The organism is Paraconexibacter sp. AEG42_29, from assembly GCF_040581415.1.
GTDB lineage: Bacteria > Actinomycetota > Thermoleophilia > Solirubrobacterales > Solirubrobacteraceae > Paraconexibacter.
In genome coordinates, this window is the sequence record NZ_CP114014.1 from 965,343 (window position 1) to 984,805 (window position 19,463).

General features: G+C 72.7%; 17 protein-coding genes. 9 read left to right on the forward strand and 8 right to left on the reverse strand.

Annotation, left to right across the window (positions count from 1 at the left end; genetic code table 11):
* Both DSM112329_RS04620 and DSM112329_RS04625 read right to left on the reverse strand, forming a co-directional pair.
* A complete protein-coding gene (locus DSM112329_RS04620; RefSeq protein ID WP_354700640.1) occupies positions 1 to 744 on the reverse strand; it encodes a LytTR family DNA-binding domain-containing protein in 744 nt (247 codons plus the stop codon).
* Entirely contained in the window at positions 741 to 1,904 is a 1,164-nt protein-coding gene (locus tag DSM112329_RS04625; protein ID WP_354702439.1) for a histidine kinase, read from the reverse strand. Before DSM112329_RS04625 ends, DSM112329_RS04620 begins: the two co-directional genes overlap by 4 nt.
* 204 nt (positions 1,905 to 2,108) lie before the next feature.
* Here DSM112329_RS04625 and DSM112329_RS04630 point away from each other — a divergent pair, with 204 nt between their 5' ends.
* Both DSM112329_RS04630 and DSM112329_RS04635 read left to right on the forward strand, forming a co-directional pair.
* A complete protein-coding gene (locus tag DSM112329_RS04630) occupies positions 2,109 to 2,459 on the forward strand; it encodes a DUF485 domain-containing protein (RefSeq protein WP_354700641.1) in 351 nt (116 codons plus the stop codon).
* A 17-nt stretch (positions 2,460 to 2,476) separates the two neighbouring features.
* Positions 2,477 to 4,105, forward strand: coding sequence for a sodium/solute symporter (locus tag DSM112329_RS04635; RefSeq protein WP_354702440.1), 1,629 nt, complete (start codon positions 2,477 to 2,479; stop codon positions 4,103 to 4,105).
* A 67-nt stretch (positions 4,106 to 4,172) separates the two neighbouring features.
* Here the strand turns inward: DSM112329_RS04635 and DSM112329_RS04640 are convergent, their stop codons facing one another.
* The 4 genes from DSM112329_RS04640 to DSM112329_RS04655 form a co-directional block, all read right to left on the reverse strand.
* Positions 4,173 to 5,021 (reverse strand): alpha/beta hydrolase, encoded by an 849-nt coding sequence (locus tag DSM112329_RS04640; RefSeq protein WP_354700642.1) that lies wholly within the window; start codon positions 5,019 to 5,021, stop codon positions 4,173 to 4,175.
* A gap of 80 nt (positions 5,022 to 5,101) precedes the next feature.
* A complete protein-coding gene (locus DSM112329_RS04645) occupies positions 5,102 to 6,262 on the reverse strand; it encodes a helix-turn-helix domain-containing protein (protein ID WP_354700643.1) in 1,161 nt (386 codons plus the stop codon).
* Positions 6,263 to 6,790: 528 nt separating this feature from the next.
* Complete coding sequence (locus DSM112329_RS04650) at positions 6,791 to 7,162, reverse strand: ArsC/Spx/MgsR family protein (protein ID WP_354700644.1); 372 nt, start codon at positions 7,160 to 7,162, stop codon at positions 6,791 to 6,793.
* A 43-nt stretch (positions 7,163 to 7,205) separates the two neighbouring features.
* Positions 7,206 to 7,820 (reverse strand): TetR/AcrR family transcriptional regulator, encoded by a 615-nt coding sequence (locus DSM112329_RS04655; protein ID WP_354700645.1) that lies wholly within the window; start codon positions 7,818 to 7,820, stop codon positions 7,206 to 7,208.
* 79 nt (positions 7,821 to 7,899) lie between these two features.
* Between DSM112329_RS04655 and DSM112329_RS04660 the strand changes: the two genes are divergently transcribed.
* The 7 genes from DSM112329_RS04660 to DSM112329_RS04690 all read left to right on the forward strand — a co-directional run bounded on the left by DSM112329_RS04660 (position 7,900) and on the right by DSM112329_RS04690 (position 18,182).
* Complete coding sequence (locus DSM112329_RS04660) at positions 7,900 to 9,093, forward strand: cytochrome P450 (RefSeq protein WP_354700646.1); 1,194 nt, start codon at positions 7,900 to 7,902, stop codon at positions 9,091 to 9,093.
* Entirely contained in the window at positions 9,090 to 10,460 is a 1,371-nt protein-coding gene (locus DSM112329_RS04665) for an aldehyde dehydrogenase family protein (protein WP_354700647.1), read from the forward strand. Before DSM112329_RS04660 ends, DSM112329_RS04665 begins: the two co-directional genes overlap by 4 nt.
* Before the next feature lies 1 nt (position 10,461).
* Complete coding sequence (locus tag DSM112329_RS04670) at positions 10,462 to 11,217, forward strand: SDR family oxidoreductase (protein WP_354700648.1); 756 nt, start codon at positions 10,462 to 10,464, stop codon at positions 11,215 to 11,217.
* A 24-nt stretch (positions 11,218 to 11,241) separates the two neighbouring features.
* Positions 11,242 to 13,548, forward strand: a complete 2,307-nt coding sequence (locus tag DSM112329_RS04675) for a PEP-utilizing enzyme (protein ID WP_354700649.1) — start codon at positions 11,242 to 11,244, stop codon at positions 13,546 to 13,548.
* Positions 13,548 to 15,077 carry a pyruvate, phosphate dikinase gene (locus tag DSM112329_RS04680; protein ID WP_354700650.1) on the forward strand — a complete coding sequence of 510 codons (1,530 nt, stop codon included), beginning with the start codon at positions 13,548 to 13,550 and terminating at the stop codon, positions 15,075 to 15,077. Before DSM112329_RS04675 ends, DSM112329_RS04680 begins: the two co-directional genes overlap by 1 nt.
* On the forward strand, positions 15,061 to 16,143 hold the full coding sequence (locus tag DSM112329_RS04685; protein ID WP_354700651.1) for a hypothetical protein: 1,083 nt from the start codon (positions 15,061 to 15,063) through the stop codon (positions 16,141 to 16,143). Before DSM112329_RS04680 ends, DSM112329_RS04685 begins: the two co-directional genes overlap by 17 nt.
* Before the next feature lie 68 nt (positions 16,144 to 16,211).
* Positions 16,212 to 18,182 (forward strand): phosphotransferase, encoded by a 1,971-nt coding sequence (locus DSM112329_RS04690; RefSeq protein WP_354700652.1) that lies wholly within the window; start codon positions 16,212 to 16,214, stop codon positions 18,180 to 18,182.
* A 35-nt stretch (positions 18,183 to 18,217) separates the two neighbouring features.
* Here DSM112329_RS04690 and DSM112329_RS04695 read toward each other — a convergent pair whose 3' ends face one another.
* Together DSM112329_RS04695 and DSM112329_RS04700 are read right to left on the reverse strand one after the other, a co-directional pair.
* The gene (locus DSM112329_RS04695) at positions 18,218 to 18,445 is read right to left on the reverse strand and encodes a DUF4287 domain-containing protein (RefSeq protein ID WP_354700653.1); all 228 of its coding nucleotides are present in this window, start codon (positions 18,443 to 18,445) and stop codon (positions 18,218 to 18,220) included.
* 81 nt (positions 18,446 to 18,526) lie between these two features.
* Entirely contained in the window at positions 18,527 to 19,441 is a 915-nt protein-coding gene (locus tag DSM112329_RS04700; RefSeq protein ID WP_354700654.1) for a catalase, read from the reverse strand.
* Positions 19,442 to 19,463 lie beyond the last annotated feature (22 nt).

The window sequence follows — 19,463 nt, forward strand, 5'->3', positions numbered from 1 at the left end:
TCACGCCCGCAGCCGGCGGCGCAGCTCGGCGACCTGCCGGCGGGAGATCGGCACGCCGTGCCCGTCGGCGAACGTCAGGGTTGCGGTCCCGTTCATGAGCGGGTGCAGCTCGACCGCGCGGCGCAGGTTCGCGAGGTAGCCGCGGTGCACGCGCGCGAAGCCGTGCGGGCCCCAGCGGCGCTCGAGGTCCGACAGCGTCGTGCGCATCAGGAAGCGCCCCTCGGTCGACACGATCCGGACGTAGTCGCCGTAGGCCTGCCCGTAGAGGATCGACGCGCGGGGAAGCAATCGGGTGCCGCCGCGGGGCGCGTCCACGAGGACGACGTCGTCGGCGGTCTCCGTCAGGCCGGTCGCGGGCGCGGCGCCCGCGGGTGGGGCGGCAGCGGCGCCGGCCACCCGCTCCAGCGCCTCCTCCACCCGGCGGCGGCTCACCGGCTTCATGAGGTAGTCGACCGCGTGCAGCTCGAACGCCTGGACCGCGGCGGTCTCGTAGGCGGAGACGAAGACCAGCGCCGGCGGGTCGGCGAACCGCGTGAGGACCCGGGCCAGCTCCACGCCGTCCATGGCCGGCATCCGCACGTCCAGGAACAGCGCGTCGAAGCGCGCTTCGCCGACGCGGATGAGCGCGTCGCGGGCAGACCCGACGAGCTCCACCGAGTCCACCCGGCGGGACTGCCCGAGCATCCGCCCGAGGTCCTCGAGCGCGGGCCGCTCGTCGTCGACGGCGAGGACGCGCAAGGTCACGCGGCCCGCACCCCCGCGCGGTACTTCGGCAGCGACATGACCACGTCGGTGCCGCCGGACCCCGTCTCGATGCGCAGGCCGTAGCCCGCGCCGAAGCTCTGCCGCAGCCGCTGCTGGACGTTGGCCAGGCCGATGCCCCCGGACCGCCCGGCGAGCGCCCCGTCCGGATCGCCGACGCCAGGCCCGTCGTCGCGCACCCGGACCTCCACGTCGGCGCCGAGGTCGCGCCCGAGGATCTCCAGGGTGCCGCTGCCGCCGTGGGCCTCGAAGCCGTGGCGGACGGCGTTCTCGACCAGCGGCTGCAGCGAGAGGACCGGCACCACGGCCTGCAGGACCTCCGGGGCGACCTCGATGCGAACGGTCAGACGGTCGCCGAACCGCGCCTGCTCCAGGCGCAGGTACTTCTCGACATAGGTGAGCTCGTCGGCGAGCGTGACGTACGGACGCTGGGCGCGGAACAGGTAGCGCGTGAAGTCGGCGAAGTCCGTCAGCAGCTCGCGGGCCTCTTCGGGGTCGGAGTGGATGTGGGCGGCGATCGCGGCCAGCGCGTTGTAGATGAAGTGGGGCGAGATCTGGGCCCGGAGCGCGCGCAGCTCCGCCTCGGCGAGGCGGCTCTGCTGCAGCGCCAGCTCGGCGAGGGCCACCTGGGCACCAACAAGCGCGGCGCACTCCTGCACGACGCGGGTCTCCTCGGCGCGGACGCGGCCCCCGGACCGGTAGAAGACCAGCAGCGTCCCGACCGCCTCCTCGCCGATCAGGATCGGGGCGACGACCGCCGCGGCCAGCGGGCAGCTGGGCTCCATGCACGCGATGTGCGGCTCGATGCGCAGCCGGTCCGGGGGGCTGACCGGGATGCCCAGCAGCGACGTGTCGCCGGTGTGGTGGTGGCCCGCGCCGTCACCCACGAACGCCAGGACTCCCGACCGGTCGCAGAGGGCGAGCGCGGGCGCGTCTACCAGCATCCGCAGCCAGGGAGCGGCCTCGCCGGCGGTCTCCGCCGTCAGGCCGTGGCGCAGGTGGGGCAGCGTCGCGACGGCGGCATGCAGCGCAGCCTGGCCCGCGCGGCCTTCGGGACTCAGCACGCGCCGCGGCCCGCTGACGAGCCGGTAGACCGCGACACCCGACGCCACGACCACGAGCGCAAGGGCGAAACCGATCATCACGTCCACGTCGAAACAACCCTCTCTCCGGGGACGCAACCCTACCCGCGTCTCCCGGGGCCGTCGAACGGCGGCCGTTCGTCCGCCGTCAACGACCGTTCGTCGTGGTTTCGGGCCGTCCGACCGGTCGGGGTCTGCCCGTCGGCGGCCCGGTCGCGTCCCATTGGCTCATCCGTCCCGCCGTCCGTCCTGGAGGAGCGCACCATGCCCGACCCCACCCCTGAGCCACCGATCGACTGGGTGGCCGCCGAGCGGTCCCCCGAGTTCCAGGCGCTGATCGCCGCCAAGCGGCGGTTCGTCGTCCCCGCCACCGTCTTCTTCCTCAGCTGGTACATCGGGTTCATCCTGCTGGCCGGCTACGCGAAGGACTTCATGGCGTCGTCCGTCTACGAGGGGCTGACCGTCGGCTACTGCCTGGCGCTCACGCAGTTCGCGATGGTCGGCATCCTCGGGGTCGCCTACCTGCGGCGCGCCGAGAACGTCTACGACCCGCTCGCCGCCCAGGCCGCCCAGGTCGCGCTCGACGCCGGCCGCGACGGGGAGGCGCGGTCATGACCGTCCTCGCCGCGTCCGTGAACGTCGAGGCGCTGGTGATCTTCGCCTTCGTGCTGGGGATCACGCTCGCCATCACCTACTGGGCCTCCAAGCGCATGACCGGCGCGGACTCGTTCTTCGCTGCCGGCCGGTCGATCACCGCGTTCCAGAACGGCCTGGCCATCTCCGGCGACTACCTGAGCGCCGCGTCGTTCCTGGGCATCGCGGGCCTGATCTTCATCTTCGGGTTCGACGGCTTCCTGTACTCCGTCGGCTTCCTGGTGGCCTTCCTCACCGTGATGTTCCTGCTCGCCGAGCGGATGCGGAACGCCGGCAAGTACACGATCGCGGACGTCCTGTCGTTCCGGCTGAACGAACGGCCGGCACGCACCGCGGCCGCCGCCGGCACGCTGACGGTCGCGGCGTTCTACCTGATCGCGCAGATGGTCGGCGCCGGGGTGCTGATCCAGGCGCTCGTCGGCTTCGACTTCTCCGTCGCGGTCCTGCTCACGGGCGTGTTCATGCTGATGTACGTCATCTTCGGCGGGATGCTCGCCACGACGTGGGTGCAGATCATCAAGGCCTGCCTACTGATGGTCGGCATCCTGATCATGTCCGCCTTCGTGCTGGAGCGCGTCGGCTTCAACCCGATCGAGCTGTTCAACCGGGCCGAGGCCAACACGACCGCGGAGAGCACGTTCTCGCTCGGGCCGGGCACGTTCCTGTCGAGCCCGGTCGACACCGTGTCGCTCGGCATAGCGCTGGTCCTCGGCACCGCCGGGCTGCCGCACATCCTGATCCGCTTCTTCACGGTCCCGGACGGCAAGGCGGCGCGCGGGTCCGTCGTCATCGCGATGTTCATCATCGGCGGCTTCTACATCCTGACCACGTTCATCGGCTTCGGCGCCCGCGCGTTCCTGGGGCAGGAGGGCGTGGCCGCGGCCGGCACCGGCGGCAACCTCGCCGCCCCGAACCTCGCGCAGTTCCTGGGCGGCGGCGAGGGGACGTTCGGCGGCGACCTGTTCCTGGCGGTGATCGCCGCGGTGGCGTTCGCGACGATCCTGGCCGTCGTCGCCGGCCTCGTCCTGAGCGCGTCCGGCGCCGTTGCGCACGACATCTGGACGAGCATCATCCGCAAGGGCAAGCCGCACAGCGACAAGGAGGAGATCATGGTCGCGCGAATCGCGGCGACGTCGATCGGGGCGATCTCGATCGCGATCGCGATCATCGGCGGCGAGGGCCTGAACGTCTCCTTCATGGTCGGCCTCGCCTTCGCGGTGGCCGCCAGCGCGAACTTCCCGGCGCTGGTCTGCGCGCTCAGCTGGCGGCGGTTCAACACGACCGGCGCGGTGACGGGCGTCACCTTCGGGATCGTCTCGTCGATCTTCCTGGTGATCATCTCGCCGAAGGTCTGGCCGGGGCCGGACGGGGAGGGCGGGATGCTGTCCTTCTACGACCTCGCGAACCCCGGCATCATCTCGATCCCGCTGGGCTTCTTCGGCTGCTGGCTCGGGACGGTGCTCGGCAAGCCCGAGGTCGGCCAGCGGAGCTTCGACGAGCTCTACGTGCGGTCCGAGACGGGCCTGCAGGCCGAGGGGTCGGTGCTGGTCCCGACCGGTCCGGCGGCCGCCGCGACGCCGCCACCGGCCGTGGCGGGCGGCCGCTGACGGGTCGGCGTGCGGTCCAGAGCTCCTGATGTGCGCTCTGGACCACACGCCGCGGCAGGGGTCCGGGTCACGCGGCGCGCCCCAGGAACTCGAGCGCCGTGTCCGCGATGTCGCGCCAGCCGCTGTCGACGACCAGCGAGTGGCCGCGGCCGGGGATCTCCACGTACTCCGTCGTGGCCTGGTTGCGCCGCTGCTTCTTGTAGGCCGCCTTGGCCATCGCGACGGGCGCGGTGTGGTCCTCCGGGGAGCCGATGACGAGCAGCGGCCCGCGGTCGGCCCGCTTGGTGTCGGCCTTCGTCGCCGTCGCGAACGGGTTGAGGTTCGCGATCGCGGCCTGGAACAGCGGCCTGCCCGGCGCGGGGACGTGGTAGGTGTCCCACAGCTGCTGGGACTCCTCCTCGCTGACCGCGTTCCCGAAGCCGAAGCGGAACTGCTTCGGGGTGAGCATCACGGCCCGGGACGCGTTCAGCGGGTTCAGCAGGACCGCCGAGGACGACTTCAGCGCCACGAGCGGCAGCGGCAGCACGCCCTTGAACGGCGCGGGGGAGATGGCGATCGTCGCTGCCGCGAGGCCGCGGCCGGCGAGGATCTGGACCAGCAGGCCGCCGAACGAGTGGCCGACCAGGACGGGTTTGCGGTCGAGGCCCTCGATGACCTCCTGCAGGTGATCGGCGACCTGGCCGACGGACTTGCCGGCGAACGTCTGCGGGTTGGCCTTGCCCTCGGCCACGGTGGCGGGGTCGTCCGGCCAGTTCGGCGTGACGGCGGCGTAGCCCGCGGCCTCGAACGCCTCGGCCCAGCGGTCCCAGCTGCCGGCCAGGAGCCAGAGGCCGTGGACGAAGACGACGGGCGGCTTGCCGGACGCGTTGGCGCGGGCGACCTGCTCGGCTTCGGTGGGGGTGACGGTGGTGGTCATGTTGATCGGTGCTCCTCGGTTCGTGGTGTGTCGCTGCGTTGAAGGCAGCTTCATCCACCGCCGGGGCCCCGACCACGGACCTACGGACGAACCGCTTTGGACCCCGCTCCAAGATCGATCGAGGCGTACTGGAGCGCCCACCAGGCCTCGAACTGCGTGACCGGGTCCTTCAGGCTGGTGCCGGTCAGCTCCTCGAACCGCGCGAGCCGGTAGCGGAGCGTGTTGGGGTGCACGAACAGCTGCTCCGCGGCGCGGTCGACGTGCAGTCCGGCGGCGAGCCAGACGCGGACGCTCTGGGCGGTCTCGGCGTTGAGCGGGTCGACGTACTTCACGCGCAGCGGCGTTCCGACCGCGTGGTCGGCGGCGATTGCCGGCAGCAGACCGAGGTCCTCGAACCGCTGGACGCCGGTGAGGCCGAAGGCGCGGGCGGTCGCCAGCGCGCGGGTCGCGGCGTCGAAGGACTCGGCGAGCTTGTCCAGCGTGCGCGGCGGCCCGGCGCCGATGACGATGGTCGCCGCGCGCGAGTGGAGCTCGGGCAGGAAGCCGGCCACGTCGTCGCCGATCAGCGCGGTCTGCCCGCGCGTGGAGCCGACGGTCTCCCCGAAGCCGGCCACGCGGCGGACCTCGGTCACGGACAGGCCGGCCGGGACGGCGGCGCGCACCGCGACGTACTCGTGGGTCGGGTCGAGGTCGATGGCGGCAGCGCGTGCCGTCAGCTCCGCCGGTGGGAGCGTCCCGAGCAGCGCGCCGCGTACGAAGTCCGAGCGGGTCTCCTGGTCGGCGCGGGCGCTGTCCAGCGCAGCGTCGTGGTGAGCGGCAGTGACGACGACCATGCCGCGGTCCGACCACGCGATCAGCGCCTGCAGGAACTCGAGCATCTGCTCCGGCGGGATGCCGTCGCGTGCGCCGATCGCCCGGGCGTGGTCCAGGACGATCTGGAAGCCGATCCGCCAGGCGAGCAGCATCTCGTCGGCGCGGACGCCGGCGGCGGCGCGGTGGCGCCCGCCGGCGGCGAGGGCCTCGAGCGCGGTGTCGTCCAGCTGCAGGCCGCGGTCGCGGGCCGAGCGCAGGATCAGGTCGAAGGAGACGCGCAGCGACGCGAGCAGCTCCTCGGGCGCGACGTCGCGGTAGACGGGGAGCGCCTCCCGGATGGCGCCGAGCGTGTCCGCCGCGATCGCGTCCGTGTCGGCCAGCACGCCGTCGATGAGGCCGGTCCACCGATCGGGCGCGCCGTCGTGCATGGCGCCTGATCCTACGCGGGCCGCCACGAGGCCATCACGACCGCTGTCCCGGTGCGGGGCGACGCGCGGAGGGTCTGGCGGGCCTGACCCCCGGGATCCTCCGAGCGTCCGGCCCGGCCGCGCTGCGTGGAGGCTCCTGCGGGCCTGACCCCCCGAATCCTCCGAGGGTGCCGCCGCCGGGGCGGCGGCGGCCGATGGCCTTCTCCCGGGCTGGGAGCCGTGCAATCCACCGCTCGCCCCGCCCGGCAGCAGCCAGTGGCATTCCACCCGGTCGGGAGCCGTGCGATCCACCACTCGCCTGCCCGCCCTGCCAGCCACCCGCCCCACGCCCCGCACCCAAGACCCAACAGCCTCGCAGCGCCCACCGCCGTCAACAGCCCGCAGTTCCCAAAGCCGCCGTCACCGGGGCAGTCTTCGGCGTCAGCGCCACCGACCCCCGACCACCGGCCCCGACCACAGCGTCCCTTCCGGACACACGACAGAGCCGACCGCACGGCCATCCGGCGCCGTCAGCCTGCGCGAAGCCCGTCAGGCCACGCGACCCGCTGCCGCCCAGTCGGCCGCGCGGGAGCGGGGGCGGCCGATCATCGCCGCCTCGCCGTCGTCCAGGATCGGCCGCTGCAGCAGCGCCGGGTGCTCGGTGAGGATCGCGACGACGGCCTCTGCGTCCAGCCCGTCGGCCTCCAGGCCCAGGCGCTCGTACTGCTTGTCGCGGCGGATCAGCGCGTCGACCGGATCGCCGGTCAGGCGGCCCGCCAGCGCCCGCAGCTCGTCGGCGTCAAGGCGCTCGGCGACCAGGAGGTACTTGCGCACGGTGACCTCGTGCCCGGCCGCCTCGAGCGCGTCGAGGGCGTGGACCGAGGTCGAGCAGTGCGGGTTGTGGAGCAGGGTGAGGGTCACCCGCGGGAGCCTACGACAGAGCCCGCGGACGACGACGCGGCGCTCAGCCGCCGAGCGTGCGCGACCAGATCTCCCCCGAGACGCGCCCGAGCGCGAGGATCTCCTTCTCGGTCGGCGGCTTCGTGGCCAGCGCCAGACGGGTGTAGGCCAGCTGATCCAGGACGCCGCCCAGCGCGTCGGCCAGGACCTTGACGTCCGACGTCTGCAGGACGCCGTGCTTCTGCAGTCGCCGCAGCCAGCGCTCGATGCGCTCGACGTATCCGCGCCGGACGTCGAGCCAGACGGCGTCCAGGCCGGGCTCGTGCATCGCGGCCAGCTCGCGCAGCACGCGCAGGACCTGGCGGTGCTCGGCGTAGACGCGGAAGAACTCCGTGTTGCGGGCGACGATCTTCTCGTGGTCGACCGAGCTGCCCTCGGTGAGCGGGCCGGTCGCGGCCAGCAGCGCCTCGAGCGGCACCTGGAGCGCCTCGAGCAGGATCGCGTCCTTGTCGGGGAAGTGCCGGTAGAAGCCGGCCTGCGACATGCCGGCGGCGGCGGTGATGTCGGCGATGCGGGTGGCTGCGTAACCGCGCTCGCCGAAACAGCCGGCGGCGGCTTCCAGCAACCGGGCGCGGGACGCCCGTCCGCGGGCGTTTCCGGTGAGCACGACGTCCGTCATCGGTGACAGCTTGACACGCGACCGCGAAGTATGCGAATGTGAATTCGCAGTCGCAAACCGCTTTGGAGGAGACGGTTCGATGGACGCAGTCGACGTGGATCTGATGCAGCTGGACCCGTTCGTCGCGGGCGAGGACGGTGAGCTGTTCCGGCGTCTGCGGGACGAGGACCCGTGCCACTGGAACGACGAGGAGGACGGTCCCGGCTTCTGGTCGCTGACGCGCTACGCGGACGTGAAAGCCGCGGGCTCGGACTGGCAGACGTTCTCCAGCGCGCAGGGCACCCAGATCCAGAGTCGGCGGGCCGAGGGGCATGGCAAGCCGTCGATCCACAACATGGATCCGCCGCGGCACAAGCCGCTCCGGGGCCTGCTGACGTCCGACTTCGCGCGTGAGCGCGTCGAGAACATGGAGCCGCGGGCCCGCGAGGTCGTCAGCGAGTACCTCGACAAGCTCGTGGCCGCCGGTGAGTGCGACCTGGTCGCCACCGCCACGATGCAGATCCCGATCCTCGTCTTCGGGACGATGCTCGGCGCGCCGAAGGAGGACGTCCATCGTCTGCTCGAGTGGACGAACGTGATGTCCGGCCAGACGGACCCGGACTACGTCGCGGACCCGAGCGTCGTGGAGCGTGTCCGGCACGAGGTCTTCGACTACTTCCACGAGCTCACCGAGCAGCGCCGCCGCGAGCCGCAGGACGACCTCATCAGCGTCCTCGTCACGGGCGAGATCGACGGCAAGCGCCTGGAGCGCGACGAGCTCGACCCGTACTACCTCGTGCTGCTCGTCGCGGGCAACGAGACGACGCGCAACATGATGACCGGCGCCGCGCTGCTCCTGCACGAGAACCCGGGGGAGTGGGCGCGCCTGAAGGCGGGCGAGGTCAAGCCGCGCCAGGCGATCGAGGAGGTCGTGCGCATGGTGTCGCCGATCGTCTGCATGCGGCGGACCGCGATGCGCGACGTCGAGCTGCACGGCAAGCAGGTCCGCGAGGGCGACAAGGTCGTGCTGTGGTTCACGTCCGCCAACCGCGACGAGCGGGTCTTCCCCGATCCGGACACGCTGATCCTCGACCGCACGCCGAACAAGCACCTCGGCTTCGGCTGGGGCCCGCACTTCTGCATCGGGTCGCACCTCGCGCGGCTCGAGGGCGAGATCCTGCTCGAGGAGCTGATCCGCCGGGACCTGCGGGTCGAGGTCACCGGCGAGCCCGAGCGCCTGCGCTCGAACTTCTTCCGCGGGATCAAGAAGCTCCCTGTCGTGGTGCGCGCATGATCGACGTCGTCGACCCGAGCACCGAGGAGGTCATCGGGCAGGTCGCTGAGGCCGGACCGGACGGCGTGAACGCCGCGGTCCGCGCGGCGCGTGATGCGTATCCGGCGTGGGCGGCGACGCCGCTGGACGAGCGCCTCGCGCTGCTGGGCGCCCTGGCGGACGGGCTCGAGGCGCGGACCGACGCCATCGGCGGATCGCTCGCCCGTGAGATGGGGATGCCGCTGGCCCAGGCGACCGCGGTCCAGGCGATGCTGCCCGTCGCAGTGCTCCGGTCGACCGTCGAGGCCGCGCGGGACTTCCCGTTCGTCGCGAGCGAGGGCGGCGCGACGATCATCCGCGAGCCGGCCGGCGTCGTGGCCGCCATCACCCCGTGGAACTTCCCGCTGCACCAGATCGCGGCGAAGGTCGCGCCTGCGCTGGCGGTCGGCTGCACCGTCGTCCTGAAGCCGAGCGAGCTCGCGCCGCTGACGATCGCGCTGCTCGAGGAGGCGGCCCGCGCGGCCGGCCTCCCGGACGGCGTGCTGAACGTCGTCCACGGCACCGGGCCGATCACCGGCGAGGCGCTCGTCCGTCACCCCGGCGTGGACGTGATCTCCCTCACCGGCTCGGTCGCTGCGGGTCGCCGTGTCGGCGCGATCGCCGGCGACGCGATCAAGCGCGCGTGCCTGGAGCTCGGCGGCAAGTCGCCGTCCGTCGTCCTCGACGACGCCGACCTCGAGGCGGCCGTCCGCCACACGGTGACCCGCTGCTGCTTCAACAGCGGGCAGGCGTGCAACGCGCCGACGCGGCTGCTGATTCCGGTGGCTCGTGCGGACGACGCCTACGCGCTCGCCGCGGAGACGGCGGCGGCGCTGACCGTCGGCCCCGCCCTCGACGCGCAGACCACGATGGGGCCGGTCATCTCCGCCGCCGCTCGCGACCGCATCCGCGTGCACATCGACGGCGCCCTCACCGCGGGGGCCCGCGCGATCCACGGCGGCAGCACGCCGCCGGACGGTGTCCCGGCGAAGGGCTTCTACGTCGCGCCGACCGTCCTGGCCGGCGTCACCGAGGACATGGCGATCCACCGCGAGGAGGTCTTCGGTCCGGTGCTGGCGATCCTGACCCACACGGGCGACGATGACGCGGTGCGCCTCGCCAACGCGACCGACTACGGGCTGTCGGCCGAGCTGTTCACGGGCGACGACGAGCGTGCCCGCGCCGTCGCCCGACGCCTGCGCGCCGGCCAGGTGAAGGTCGGCGGGGTCAGCGCACGGGACAGCCTCGGCGCCCCGTTCGGCGGCTACGGGCTCAGCGGCCTCGGCCGGGAGCTCGGGCGCTTCGGGCTCGAGGAGTTCGTCGAGACCAAGGCGGTGCTGGGTGTCTGACGTGACCGAAGCGCTCCCCGTCGTCGTCACCGGTTCCGCGTCCGGGATCGGCCGCGCCGTCGCCGAGCTGCTCGTCGCCACCGGGACCCCGGTCATCGGCCTGGACCTCCGTGCCGAGGGGCCGGACGGGGTCGACGCCCGCGCGTGCGACCTGTCGGACGGGCACGCCGTGAGGGCGATGATCGCGACGCTGCCGGACCGGCTCGGCGGCCTGGCGTCCGTCGCCGGAGTCCCCGGCACGCACACGCCGCCCGTCATCACGCTGGTGAACCTCCTCGCGCCGCGCTGCCTGGGCGCCGCGCTGGGTCCGCGGATCGCCCGTGGCGGCGCGATCGTCAACGTCGCCTCGGTGGCCGCGCAGCGCTCGACCCGGTCGGCCGGCGAGGTCGACGCGGTCCTCGACGGGACCGACGCCGAGGCCGTCGCCTGGGTGACCGCGGAGGGCCTCGACGGCACCAGCACCTACGACTTCACGAAGAAGGCCCTGCTCGCGCTGACGTGCCGGCAGGCCAAGGCCGGGCTGGACGACGGCGTCCGGGCGCTCAGCGTCTCGCCGGGGCCGACGGAGACGCCGATCCTCGGCGACTTCGAGCAGACCATGGGGGCGGACCGCATGGCCGCCGCCGCCGGGATCGTCGGCCGGCATGGCCGTCCCGACGACATGGCACCGCTGATCGCCTTCCTGCTCACGCAGGAGGCCCGCTGGGTCAACGCCGTCGACATCCGGGTCGACGGCGGTTTGTTGGGCGTCAGGTAAAGAGAGACAGGAGAGAGATCGACCATGGAAACGCTTGAGTACACGGAAGTCGGACGCGGTATCAGCGTCTTCGAGGACGACACCACGGTCGAGGGGCCGGTGGTCTTCCTCGACACCCCACAGGCGGTCATCGCCTTCGTCACCGGCGGCGACGTCGCCGACACGATCGTGCTCGCGCGTGGCGGGACCACGACGTTCCTGACGCCGGCGCTGACCGCGGGCGTGAAGGGCGTCGTCACGCTCCAGGGTCATCCGGAGAGCCACCTCGGCATCCTCTCCCGCGAGTACGGCATCCCGTGCATCATGGGCGTGACCTTCTCCAAGGGCGTGCGCTCGGCCCGCGGCGAGGTCATCCCCGCCGACGGCGTCCGCCTCCGCCTCGACATCACCACGAAGGACGGCTGCGTCCTCGCCGAGCCCGGTGCGCCCGTCGACGACACCCCGCCGCCGGAGCCCACCGACGCCGACGCCGAGGCCGCGGCGATGGCCGAGCAGATCCAGGTCCTGCTCGAGAACTTCGAGGGCCAGATCCCGCACGGCGCCGAGGGCGACAAGCAGATCCGCGCGCCGTTCACCACCGACATCCTGCAGCTGACCGACGAGAACACGCAGCGCGAGCTGACGGTCACCGAGGCCAACGAGCTGCAGCGCTACATGGCGTGGAACATCTGGGACTTCCTCGCGCTGCGCGCCACGGAGGGCGAGTCGGGCCTGATCCCGCGGCAGGAGTACGAGTGCTTCGGCTGCATCCAGCAGTGGCAGCGCTACCCGGACTTCTACCGGCTGATCCTCGACAAGGTCGGGGTCGACGGCCTGGTCGACATCGGGGCGACCGCCCGCCGCGAGCCGGCCAACAAGGTCAACCTGCTGCACGTCTGGTGTTCGGGGTTCACGCCGATGTTCGGCCGGGCGCTCCTGGGCGAGCTCGGCATCGCGTCGACGGACGATCGCGCCGAGGACTCCCGTGTCCTGCTGCAGTTCATGCGCCGCCTCTATAAGGGCCTGTGGGGCTCGGGCGACATCTTCACGTCGATGCGCGGGTACAAGGCCCCGATGCTGGACCAGGTCTGGCTCGACCGCTTCGCGCAGGACCAGGTCACGCTCGAGGACGAGTCGCGCCGCAAGCTCTTCAACACGTTCAACGCCGCGACCGAGATGCTCGGGTTCCTGCTGCACTTCGACAACCGCAGCGGGCTGAACGACACGGGCCCGTACGACCTGGGCGACGGGAAGTTCATGATCGTCCGCGACCACTTCCTGCACGACCCGATGTACCACTGGCACGACGTCGCGGACGAACTGCCGCACTGCATCACGCAGGCGATGGTGTTCGACACGGCTGGCGCGACGCTGGAGACCGCGCTGATGGACGGCGGGACGCTGTTCACCAAGCCGGGCAACTACCTCAAGCACCTGGTGTCCGCGTCGGTCTACGTGCGCGACACGTGGGACACGCCGGCGTCCGCGATCCGCCGCATCGACGAGGCGGAGATGCAGGCGATCCTCGACGTCTGCGACCCCGCCACGACGAAGCTCTACAAGCGCATCGCGGGCATGTCCAACCGCGACAAGATCAGCTGCGGCGCGCAGGTCTACTACGGCGAGTTCATCGCCGCAATCGCCCGGGCCGCCGGAGTCTGGGACGAGATGGTGAACGAGCACGACTTCTGGGAGCTCGACGAGGTCACCTCGCAGGCCTACTACCCACTCGTGCGGGACGGCCTCGGCGTGCAGCTCGTCGGCAAGCTGTTCATCACGGGGACGGGCTTCCCGCCGCTGCCGGACGGCGCCTTCGACGAGGTCCCGCTGGCGGACCTGCACCCGCTCGCGCTGCGCGGCTCGGTCGCGGATCCGCCCGGGGACATGGCCGCGCTCGCGGAGTCCGGCCTGGTCATCGAGACGCCGGCGGGCTGGATGCTGACCGAGGCCGGGACGGCGAAGCACGCGGCGCTGCTGAGCGCCGAGCTGAAGTCCCTCGACTCGGACGCGCTGGCGCCGATCTACGACCGCTTCCTGGCGGCGAACGGCCCGTTCAAGGCGCTCAACTCACGCTGGCAGTCCGCCGACGAGGACGGACGCTGGGAGCTCGTCGGCGAGCTGGCGGACATCGTCGGCCGGGTGGAGCCCGTGCTGCGCCGGACGACCGAGCAGCTGCCGCGCTTCGGTGGCTACGACGCCCGCCTGAAGGACGCCCTCGCGAAGGTCGAGGCCGGCGAGTTCGACTGGGTCACGAGCGTGAAGCTCGAGTCACTGCACACGGTCTGGATGGAGCTGCACGAGGACTACCTGCAGACGCTCGGCCGTTCCCGCGAGGAGGAGGGCTCCTACTGATGTCCGCCGTCGACTCGGGTCGCCTGACCTGGGCGTTCGACGACGCCCCGTCGGCCGACCCCGCGCTGCTCGGCGGCAAGGGCGCCGGCCTCGTGAAGATGGTCGCGCTGGAGCTGCCCGTCCCGCCGGGCTTCATCCTGGGCACGCCGTGCGGCCGGGGCTACCTGGCGGACGGCGCGCTCCCGGAGGCGCTGGTCGCGGAGATCGACGAGCGGATCGCCGCGCTGGAGGCGGGGGCAGGTCGGACGTTCGGCGACGACGCGGCGCCGCTGCTGCTGTCCGTCCGGTCGGGCGCGCCGGTGTCGATGCCGGGCATGATGGACACGATCCTGAACGTCGGGCTGACCGCGGCCGGGACCGCGGCGCTCGAGCAGTCGAGCGGCAGCGCGTCGTTCGCTGAGTCCTCGTTCGAGCGGCTGCTGCACGGCTTCGCGACGACGGTGCGCGGGATCTCCGCGGGGGTCGTCGAGGACGCGCTGCTGGACCTGCCCTCGGGCAGCGGCGCCGGCGACCGGTGCACGGCGCTGCTGGCGCTCATCGAGGCGGAGGGGGGCGCCGCGTTTCCGGACGCCCGCGGCCAGCTGCTCGAATCGGTCGAGGCCGTCTTCCGCTCGTGGAACTCGCCGCGGGCCAAGGCCTACCGGCGGCACAAGGGGATCGACGACGACATGGGGACGGCGGTCGTCGTCCAGCGGATGGTCTTCGGCAACCGGGGGGAGACGTCCGGCAGCGGCGTGTGCTTCACCCGTGACCCGGCCACCGGCGCGCCCGGCGCCTACGGCGACATCCTCTTCGACGCCCAGGGGGAGGACGTGGTCGCGGGCGAGCGGGACACGCTGCCGGTGGCGGAGCTGACCGAGCGGATGCCCGAGGTGGCTGCCGGCCTCGACGACGTCTGCACGCTGCTCGAGCGGGACGCCCGCGACCTCTGCGACATCGAGTTCACGATCGAGGAGGGGACGCTCTGGATCCTGCAGACGCGTGTCGGTCAGCGGTCGGGCCGGGCCGCGGTGCGGCTGGCCGTGGCGCTGGTGGACGAGGGGCTGATCACGCAGGAGGAGGCGCTGGCGCGCGTGACCGACGAGCAGCTGGAGGCCGCGCGTGCTCCGGTCTTCGCCGAGGAGCCGCCAGAGGGCGACGTCCTGGCGCGTGGCCTGGCCTGCTCGCCCGGGGCGATCGTCGGGGTGGCCGCGCTCACGTGCGAGTCGGCCCAGCGCCGCAGCGACGCGGGCGAGCAGGTCGTCCTCGTCCGGCCGACGACGGCGCCGGCCGACCTGCCCGGCGTGCTGGCCGCCGCGGCCGTCGTCACCGAGCGCGGCGGGCGTGCCTCGCACGCCGCGGTCGTGGCTCGCGGGCTGGAGAAGCCTGCGGTCTGCGGGACCGGGCCGACCGGTATCGCGGAGGGCGACACCGTCTCCGTCGACGGCGACCGCGGCCTGGTCGCGCGCGGTGCGCTGCCGCTGGCCGAGGCCGCCACCGACCCCCTCGTCAAGACCTTCCTGGAGTGGCACGATGCTGACCGCGGCTGACGAGTGGCACGTCCACCAGACGCCTGAGCCGATCGCGGTCTCGGGCACCGATCGCAACTTCTACGACCGCTCGTACTTCGGGGCGTTCGACGCGCCGTCGGGTCTCATGGTCGCCGTCGCGTTCGGGATGTACCCGCACCTGAACGTCGCCGACGCCCATCTCACGGTGGTGGTCGACGGGGTCCAGCACTCGCTGCACGCCTCCAAGACGCTGCACTCCGACCGCGCGACCCTGCGCGTCGGGCCAGTCGCCATCGAGATCGTCGAGCCGCTGCGGCAGCTGCGTGTCACGGTCGACGAGCACGACGGCCTGGCTGCCGACCTGACGTTCACCGGGCAGCACTTCCCGATCGAGGAGCCGCGGTTCATCTACCGCATCGGGCCGCGCACGTTCATGGACTACACGCGGCTCTCGCAGGCGACGACGGTGGCCGGCTGGGTGTCGGTCGACGGCGTCCGCACGACGCTCGGCGACGGCGTGATGGGCCTGCGCGACCGCTCGTGGGGCATCCGTCCCACCGGTGCGCCGGACCCGCAGCCCTACCTGCCGCCGCGCGAGCCGCAGTTCGCCTGGCTGTGGACGCCCGTCCGGCTGCCCGGTCGAACGCTGTTCTGGCACCTGAACGCGGACGCCGCGGGCCGCCCGTGGAACACCCGCGCGACGATCTGCCCGGACGGGTCAGGCGAGGATGGCCACGTCCACGCGCACGGGGTGATGACGCCGATCCTGCATCCAGGGACGCGGTGGGTCGCCGGCGCCGAGCTACGCGTGCAGGCCGACGACGGCACCGACCTGACGCTGTCGTACGCACCGCGCACGCACCTGGAGATGCAGGGCCTGGGCTACCGCCACCCGGTCTGGTCGCACGGCCTCGCCCACGGGGAGCTCGAGGTGGCCCGTGAGGCGATCGACCTCACGTCACCGTCCCCGGACGAGCTGCACCGCTGGCACCGGCAGGTGCTGTGCGACGTCACGGCGACGGACGCGGTCACGGGCGACGCCGAGCACGGGACCGGCGTCCTCGAGCACCTGATCATCGGGCCGTACGCCCCGCTGGGCCTGTAAGCCCGGCCGGGGTGGCAGTGTCTGTCCCCCGCAGGCTGCCGCACACCGTCCATGAGAGGAACCACCCGATGTCCAACCTGCTGATCCACACGCCCGACCAGATCACGGGGGCGTGGCTGTCGTCCGTCCTGCACGAGGACGGCCTGACCGTCACCGACACCCGCCCGATCGGCACCGGCCAGATGAGCCAGAGCCACCGGGTCACGTACGACGGCGGGCAGACCGTCGTCGTCAAGCTCGCGTCGGACGACCCGACGAGCCGCGCGACCGGTGTCGGCATGGGCGCCTACTCCCGCGAGGTGTCGTTCTACAGCGAGCTCGCGGGGCGGATCGGCGGCCCGCTGCCGGCCTGCCACCTGGCGGTCTACGACGCGGCGGACGGGTGGTTCACCCTCGTGCTCGAGGACATCGCCGGCGCCGAGCAGGGCGACCAGATCGCGGGCTGCTCCGTGGAGGACGCCGGGGTCGCGGTGCGGGCGCTGGCGCGCGTCCACGCCCCGGTCCTGGGCGACCTGCACGTGGGCACCACTGGCTGGCTGAACGTCGGCTCGCCCCTGACGCAGACGCTGCTCACTGCGCTGCTGCCCGGGTTCCTCGAGCGCTACGACGGCCGGGTCGCGGACGCGCACGCGGAGGTTGCCCGGCGGTTCGTCCCCGTGATCGACGCCTGGGCCGGCGACCTGCGCCCGCCGATGGGGCTCGTCCACGGCGACTTCCGCCTCGACAACCTGCTGTTCGCCGCCGGCGACTGCAAGGTGGTCGACTGGCAGACCGTCTCCTGGGGGCCGGCGATGTACGACGTCGCCTACTTCCTCGGGGGCGCGCTGCCGGCCGAGGTCCGCCGCGCGCACGAGGAGGCGCTGGTCCGCGCGTACGTCGACGAGCTCGGCGTTCACGGGGTCAGGAGCCTCGACTGGGACGCCTGCTGGGCCGAGTACCGCCGGCAGACCTTCGGCGGCCTGCTGATGGTGATCGCGGCGTCGATGGTCACGGTCCGGACCGACCGCGGCGACGACATGTTCATGGCCTGGTTCGCCCGCGCCGCGCAGCAGGTCCTCGACCTCGACGCGCTGTCGCTGCTGCCCGCGGTCGACGCCGGACGCCCCCAGGCGCTCCGGCCCGCCGCCACGGACGACAGCGGCCGCCACGAGCCCGGTCCCGAGCAGACGTGGAACGAGAGCTGGTACTTCGACGCGGTCAGCGACGACGGGACGCTCGGCGTCTACGTCCGGCTCGGCCGGCTGCCCAACCGCGAGGTCGCGCTCTACACGGCCGCGATCGTCGGCCCGGGTCGTCCCGCCGTGATGGTCGTGGACGACGCCGCGCCGCTGCCGGCGCAGGACGACGAGTCGCAGGTCATCGACATCGAGGGCCTGCGCGCAACGCAGCGCTGCGAGGAGCCGCTGCAGCGCTTCCGGGTGACGCTCGCCGGGGTCGGGGCGGCGCACGCGGACGAGTCCGAGCCGCTGCGCGCCGAGCCGGGAACCCCGGTGGACGTCGAGCTCGACCTGGTCTGGGAGACGGACGGCGTCCCGTACCAGTGGCGGCCGTCGACCCGCTACGAGATCCCGTGCCGCGTCAGCGGGACCGTTCGGGTGGGGGACGAGGAGATCGCGTTCGCCGGCCCGGGGCAGCGCGACCACTCGTGGGGCTCCCGCGACTGGTGGGCGGCCGACTGGATGTGGAGCGGGCTGCACCTGGAGGACGGAACGCGGACGCACACGGTGACGACTCCGGCCGCGCCGGGCATGGGCGTCGGCTACATCCAGGCCGGTGGCGAGGTGCTGGAGATCGCGACCGCGACGTCGACCGAGGTCGTGGCCGACAACGGGCTGATCACGAGCGCGACGCTCGTCACCGGTCCGGATGAGCTGGCGCTGGACGTGGAGCCGGTGGCCTTCGGCGCGCTGCGCCTGGTCGCCCCGGACGGCCGGGTGTCGCACTTCCCGCGGGCGATGGTCCGCGTTGCGGCGGCCGACGGGCGGTCGGGGGTCGGCTGGATGGAGTGGAACCGCAACCAGCCGGCCGGCGAGGGCTGAGGACGCGCCGCGGCGGTGGCCGACCGCCCGAGCGGTCAGCCGCGCTGCTCGGCCAGCGTGTGCGCGACGATCGCGTTCGCGTGGCCGTGACCTAGTCCGTGCTCGTCCTTCAGCAGTGCGACGAGCTCGGAGTGCCGTGTCAGCGTGCTGTCGCGGACGACCTGCTGCCATTCCGCGACGGGGCGGCCGTAGCGCTTCTCGATCGACGGGAAGTAGGACGCGGGTCCCTTGACCTTCGAGGTGGTGTCAGCGGCGTCGGCCATGGCGGATCTCCGGGGTGAGGGCGGAACGGTCTGCTCCGAGGACGAGGCAGGACCCGCCAACTCATCGGTGCTCGACGCAGGTCACCGCGCTGGGCCCGCCCGCCGCCGCGCCGACTCGCTGTACGCCGCGGGCCGGAAGGCGAGCACCGGGTCGCGGGTCGACGCGATGCCGTCGGTCAGGCGCGACGGGTCGAAGACGACGATGTCGCCGCCGGCCTCGGGATCGTCGATGACCTCGGTGAAGGTCAGCGTCCCCACGTCGACGCGGCGGCGCGTGTCCGGCCAGTGCTGCGAAGGGTCGTCGACCGGGTCGTCGGGGTCCGCGATCTGCGCGTCGAGGATGAAGCGGGCGGGCCACGTCCCGAGGCGCTCGCGCAGCTCCTGGGCCAGGTAGTCGTGCCCGCGGTGGCGCGCCTCCTCCTCGGAGATCCGGATCTCCGTCGCCTCCGGGCGCCAGTCGCAGCGCACGTGCTGTGCGGTCCCCTGCGCATTCGTCCAGCGCAGCGCGTGCACGGTGAAGTAGCGGCAGTTGACGTAGCTCGACACCGGGGCCAGTGCCCGCGCGTTGACCGGGAGCGAACGCGCGGCCGCCGGGTGCCGCGCGAGGAACAGCGGCAGCTTGACGTTCGACGTGCGGCCCGTGTTCGCGCGGATGAAGTCCACGAAGTGCTCGGGGGTGGGGGAGAAGAACCGCGGCACGCTCTGCGCCAGCAGGTCCGTCTCGCCGCCGCCCGGCAACGTGAAGCGGACCGCAAGTCCGCGCACGTCCGGCTTGTAGTCGGCGGACTGCGGGTCGCCGCTGCCGTTGGAGAAGCGCGCGAGCACGTCGATCTTGTCCCCCTGCAGGTGGGCTGCCCGCGAGAGCGACCTGGCCTCGGGGGTCGCCGTGAAGACACCTCTGACCCAGGTGCCCTTGGCGTGCAGGGCCCGGGCCTGCGGGTGATCGCCGAACCGCCGCTTGGCGACGTCGACGGCCTGGACTGGATCGGTCGGCACTGCGACGACGCTACCCGCAAGT

What these genes read in the sequence shown, in the direction of transcription:
- DSM112329_RS04695 (WP_354700653.1), bottom strand. Translation starts at nt 18,445, where the DNA reads ATGGCCGACGCCGCTGACACCACCTCGAAGGTCAAGGGACCCGCGTCC.
- DSM112329_RS04625 (WP_354702439.1), bottom strand. Translation starts at nt 1,904, where the DNA reads ATGATCGGTTTCGCCCTTGCGCTCGTGGTCGTGGCGTCGGGTGTCGCG.
- DSM112329_RS04630 (WP_354700641.1), top strand. Translation starts at nt 2,109, where the DNA reads ATGCCCGACCCCACCCCTGAGCCACCGATCGACTGGGTGGCCGCCGAG.
- DSM112329_RS04655 (WP_354700645.1), bottom strand. Translation starts at nt 7,820, where the DNA reads ATGACGGACGTCGTGCTCACCGGAAACGCCCGCGGACGGGCGTCCCGC.
- DSM112329_RS04640 (WP_354700642.1), bottom strand. Translation starts at nt 5,021, where the DNA reads ATGACCACCACCGTCACCCCCACCGAAGCCGAGCAGGTCGCCCGCGCC.
- DSM112329_RS04685 (WP_354700651.1), top strand. Translation starts at nt 15,061, where the DNA reads ATGCTGACCGCGGCTGACGAGTGGCACGTCCACCAGACGCCTGAGCCG.
- DSM112329_RS04690 (WP_354700652.1), top strand. Translation starts at nt 16,212, where the DNA reads ATGTCCAACCTGCTGATCCACACGCCCGACCAGATCACGGGGGCGTGG.
- DSM112329_RS04675 (WP_354700649.1), top strand. Translation starts at nt 11,242, where the DNA reads ATGGAAACGCTTGAGTACACGGAAGTCGGACGCGGTATCAGCGTCTTC.
- DSM112329_RS04645 (WP_354700643.1), bottom strand. Translation starts at nt 6,262, where the DNA reads ATGCACGACGGCGCGCCCGATCGGTGGACCGGCCTCATCGACGGCGTG.
- DSM112329_RS04660 (WP_354700646.1), top strand. Translation starts at nt 7,900, where the DNA reads ATGGACGCAGTCGACGTGGATCTGATGCAGCTGGACCCGTTCGTCGCG.
- DSM112329_RS04680 (WP_354700650.1), top strand. Translation starts at nt 13,548, where the DNA reads ATGTCCGCCGTCGACTCGGGTCGCCTGACCTGGGCGTTCGACGACGCC.
- DSM112329_RS04665 (WP_354700647.1), top strand. Translation starts at nt 9,090, where the DNA reads ATGATCGACGTCGTCGACCCGAGCACCGAGGAGGTCATCGGGCAGGTC.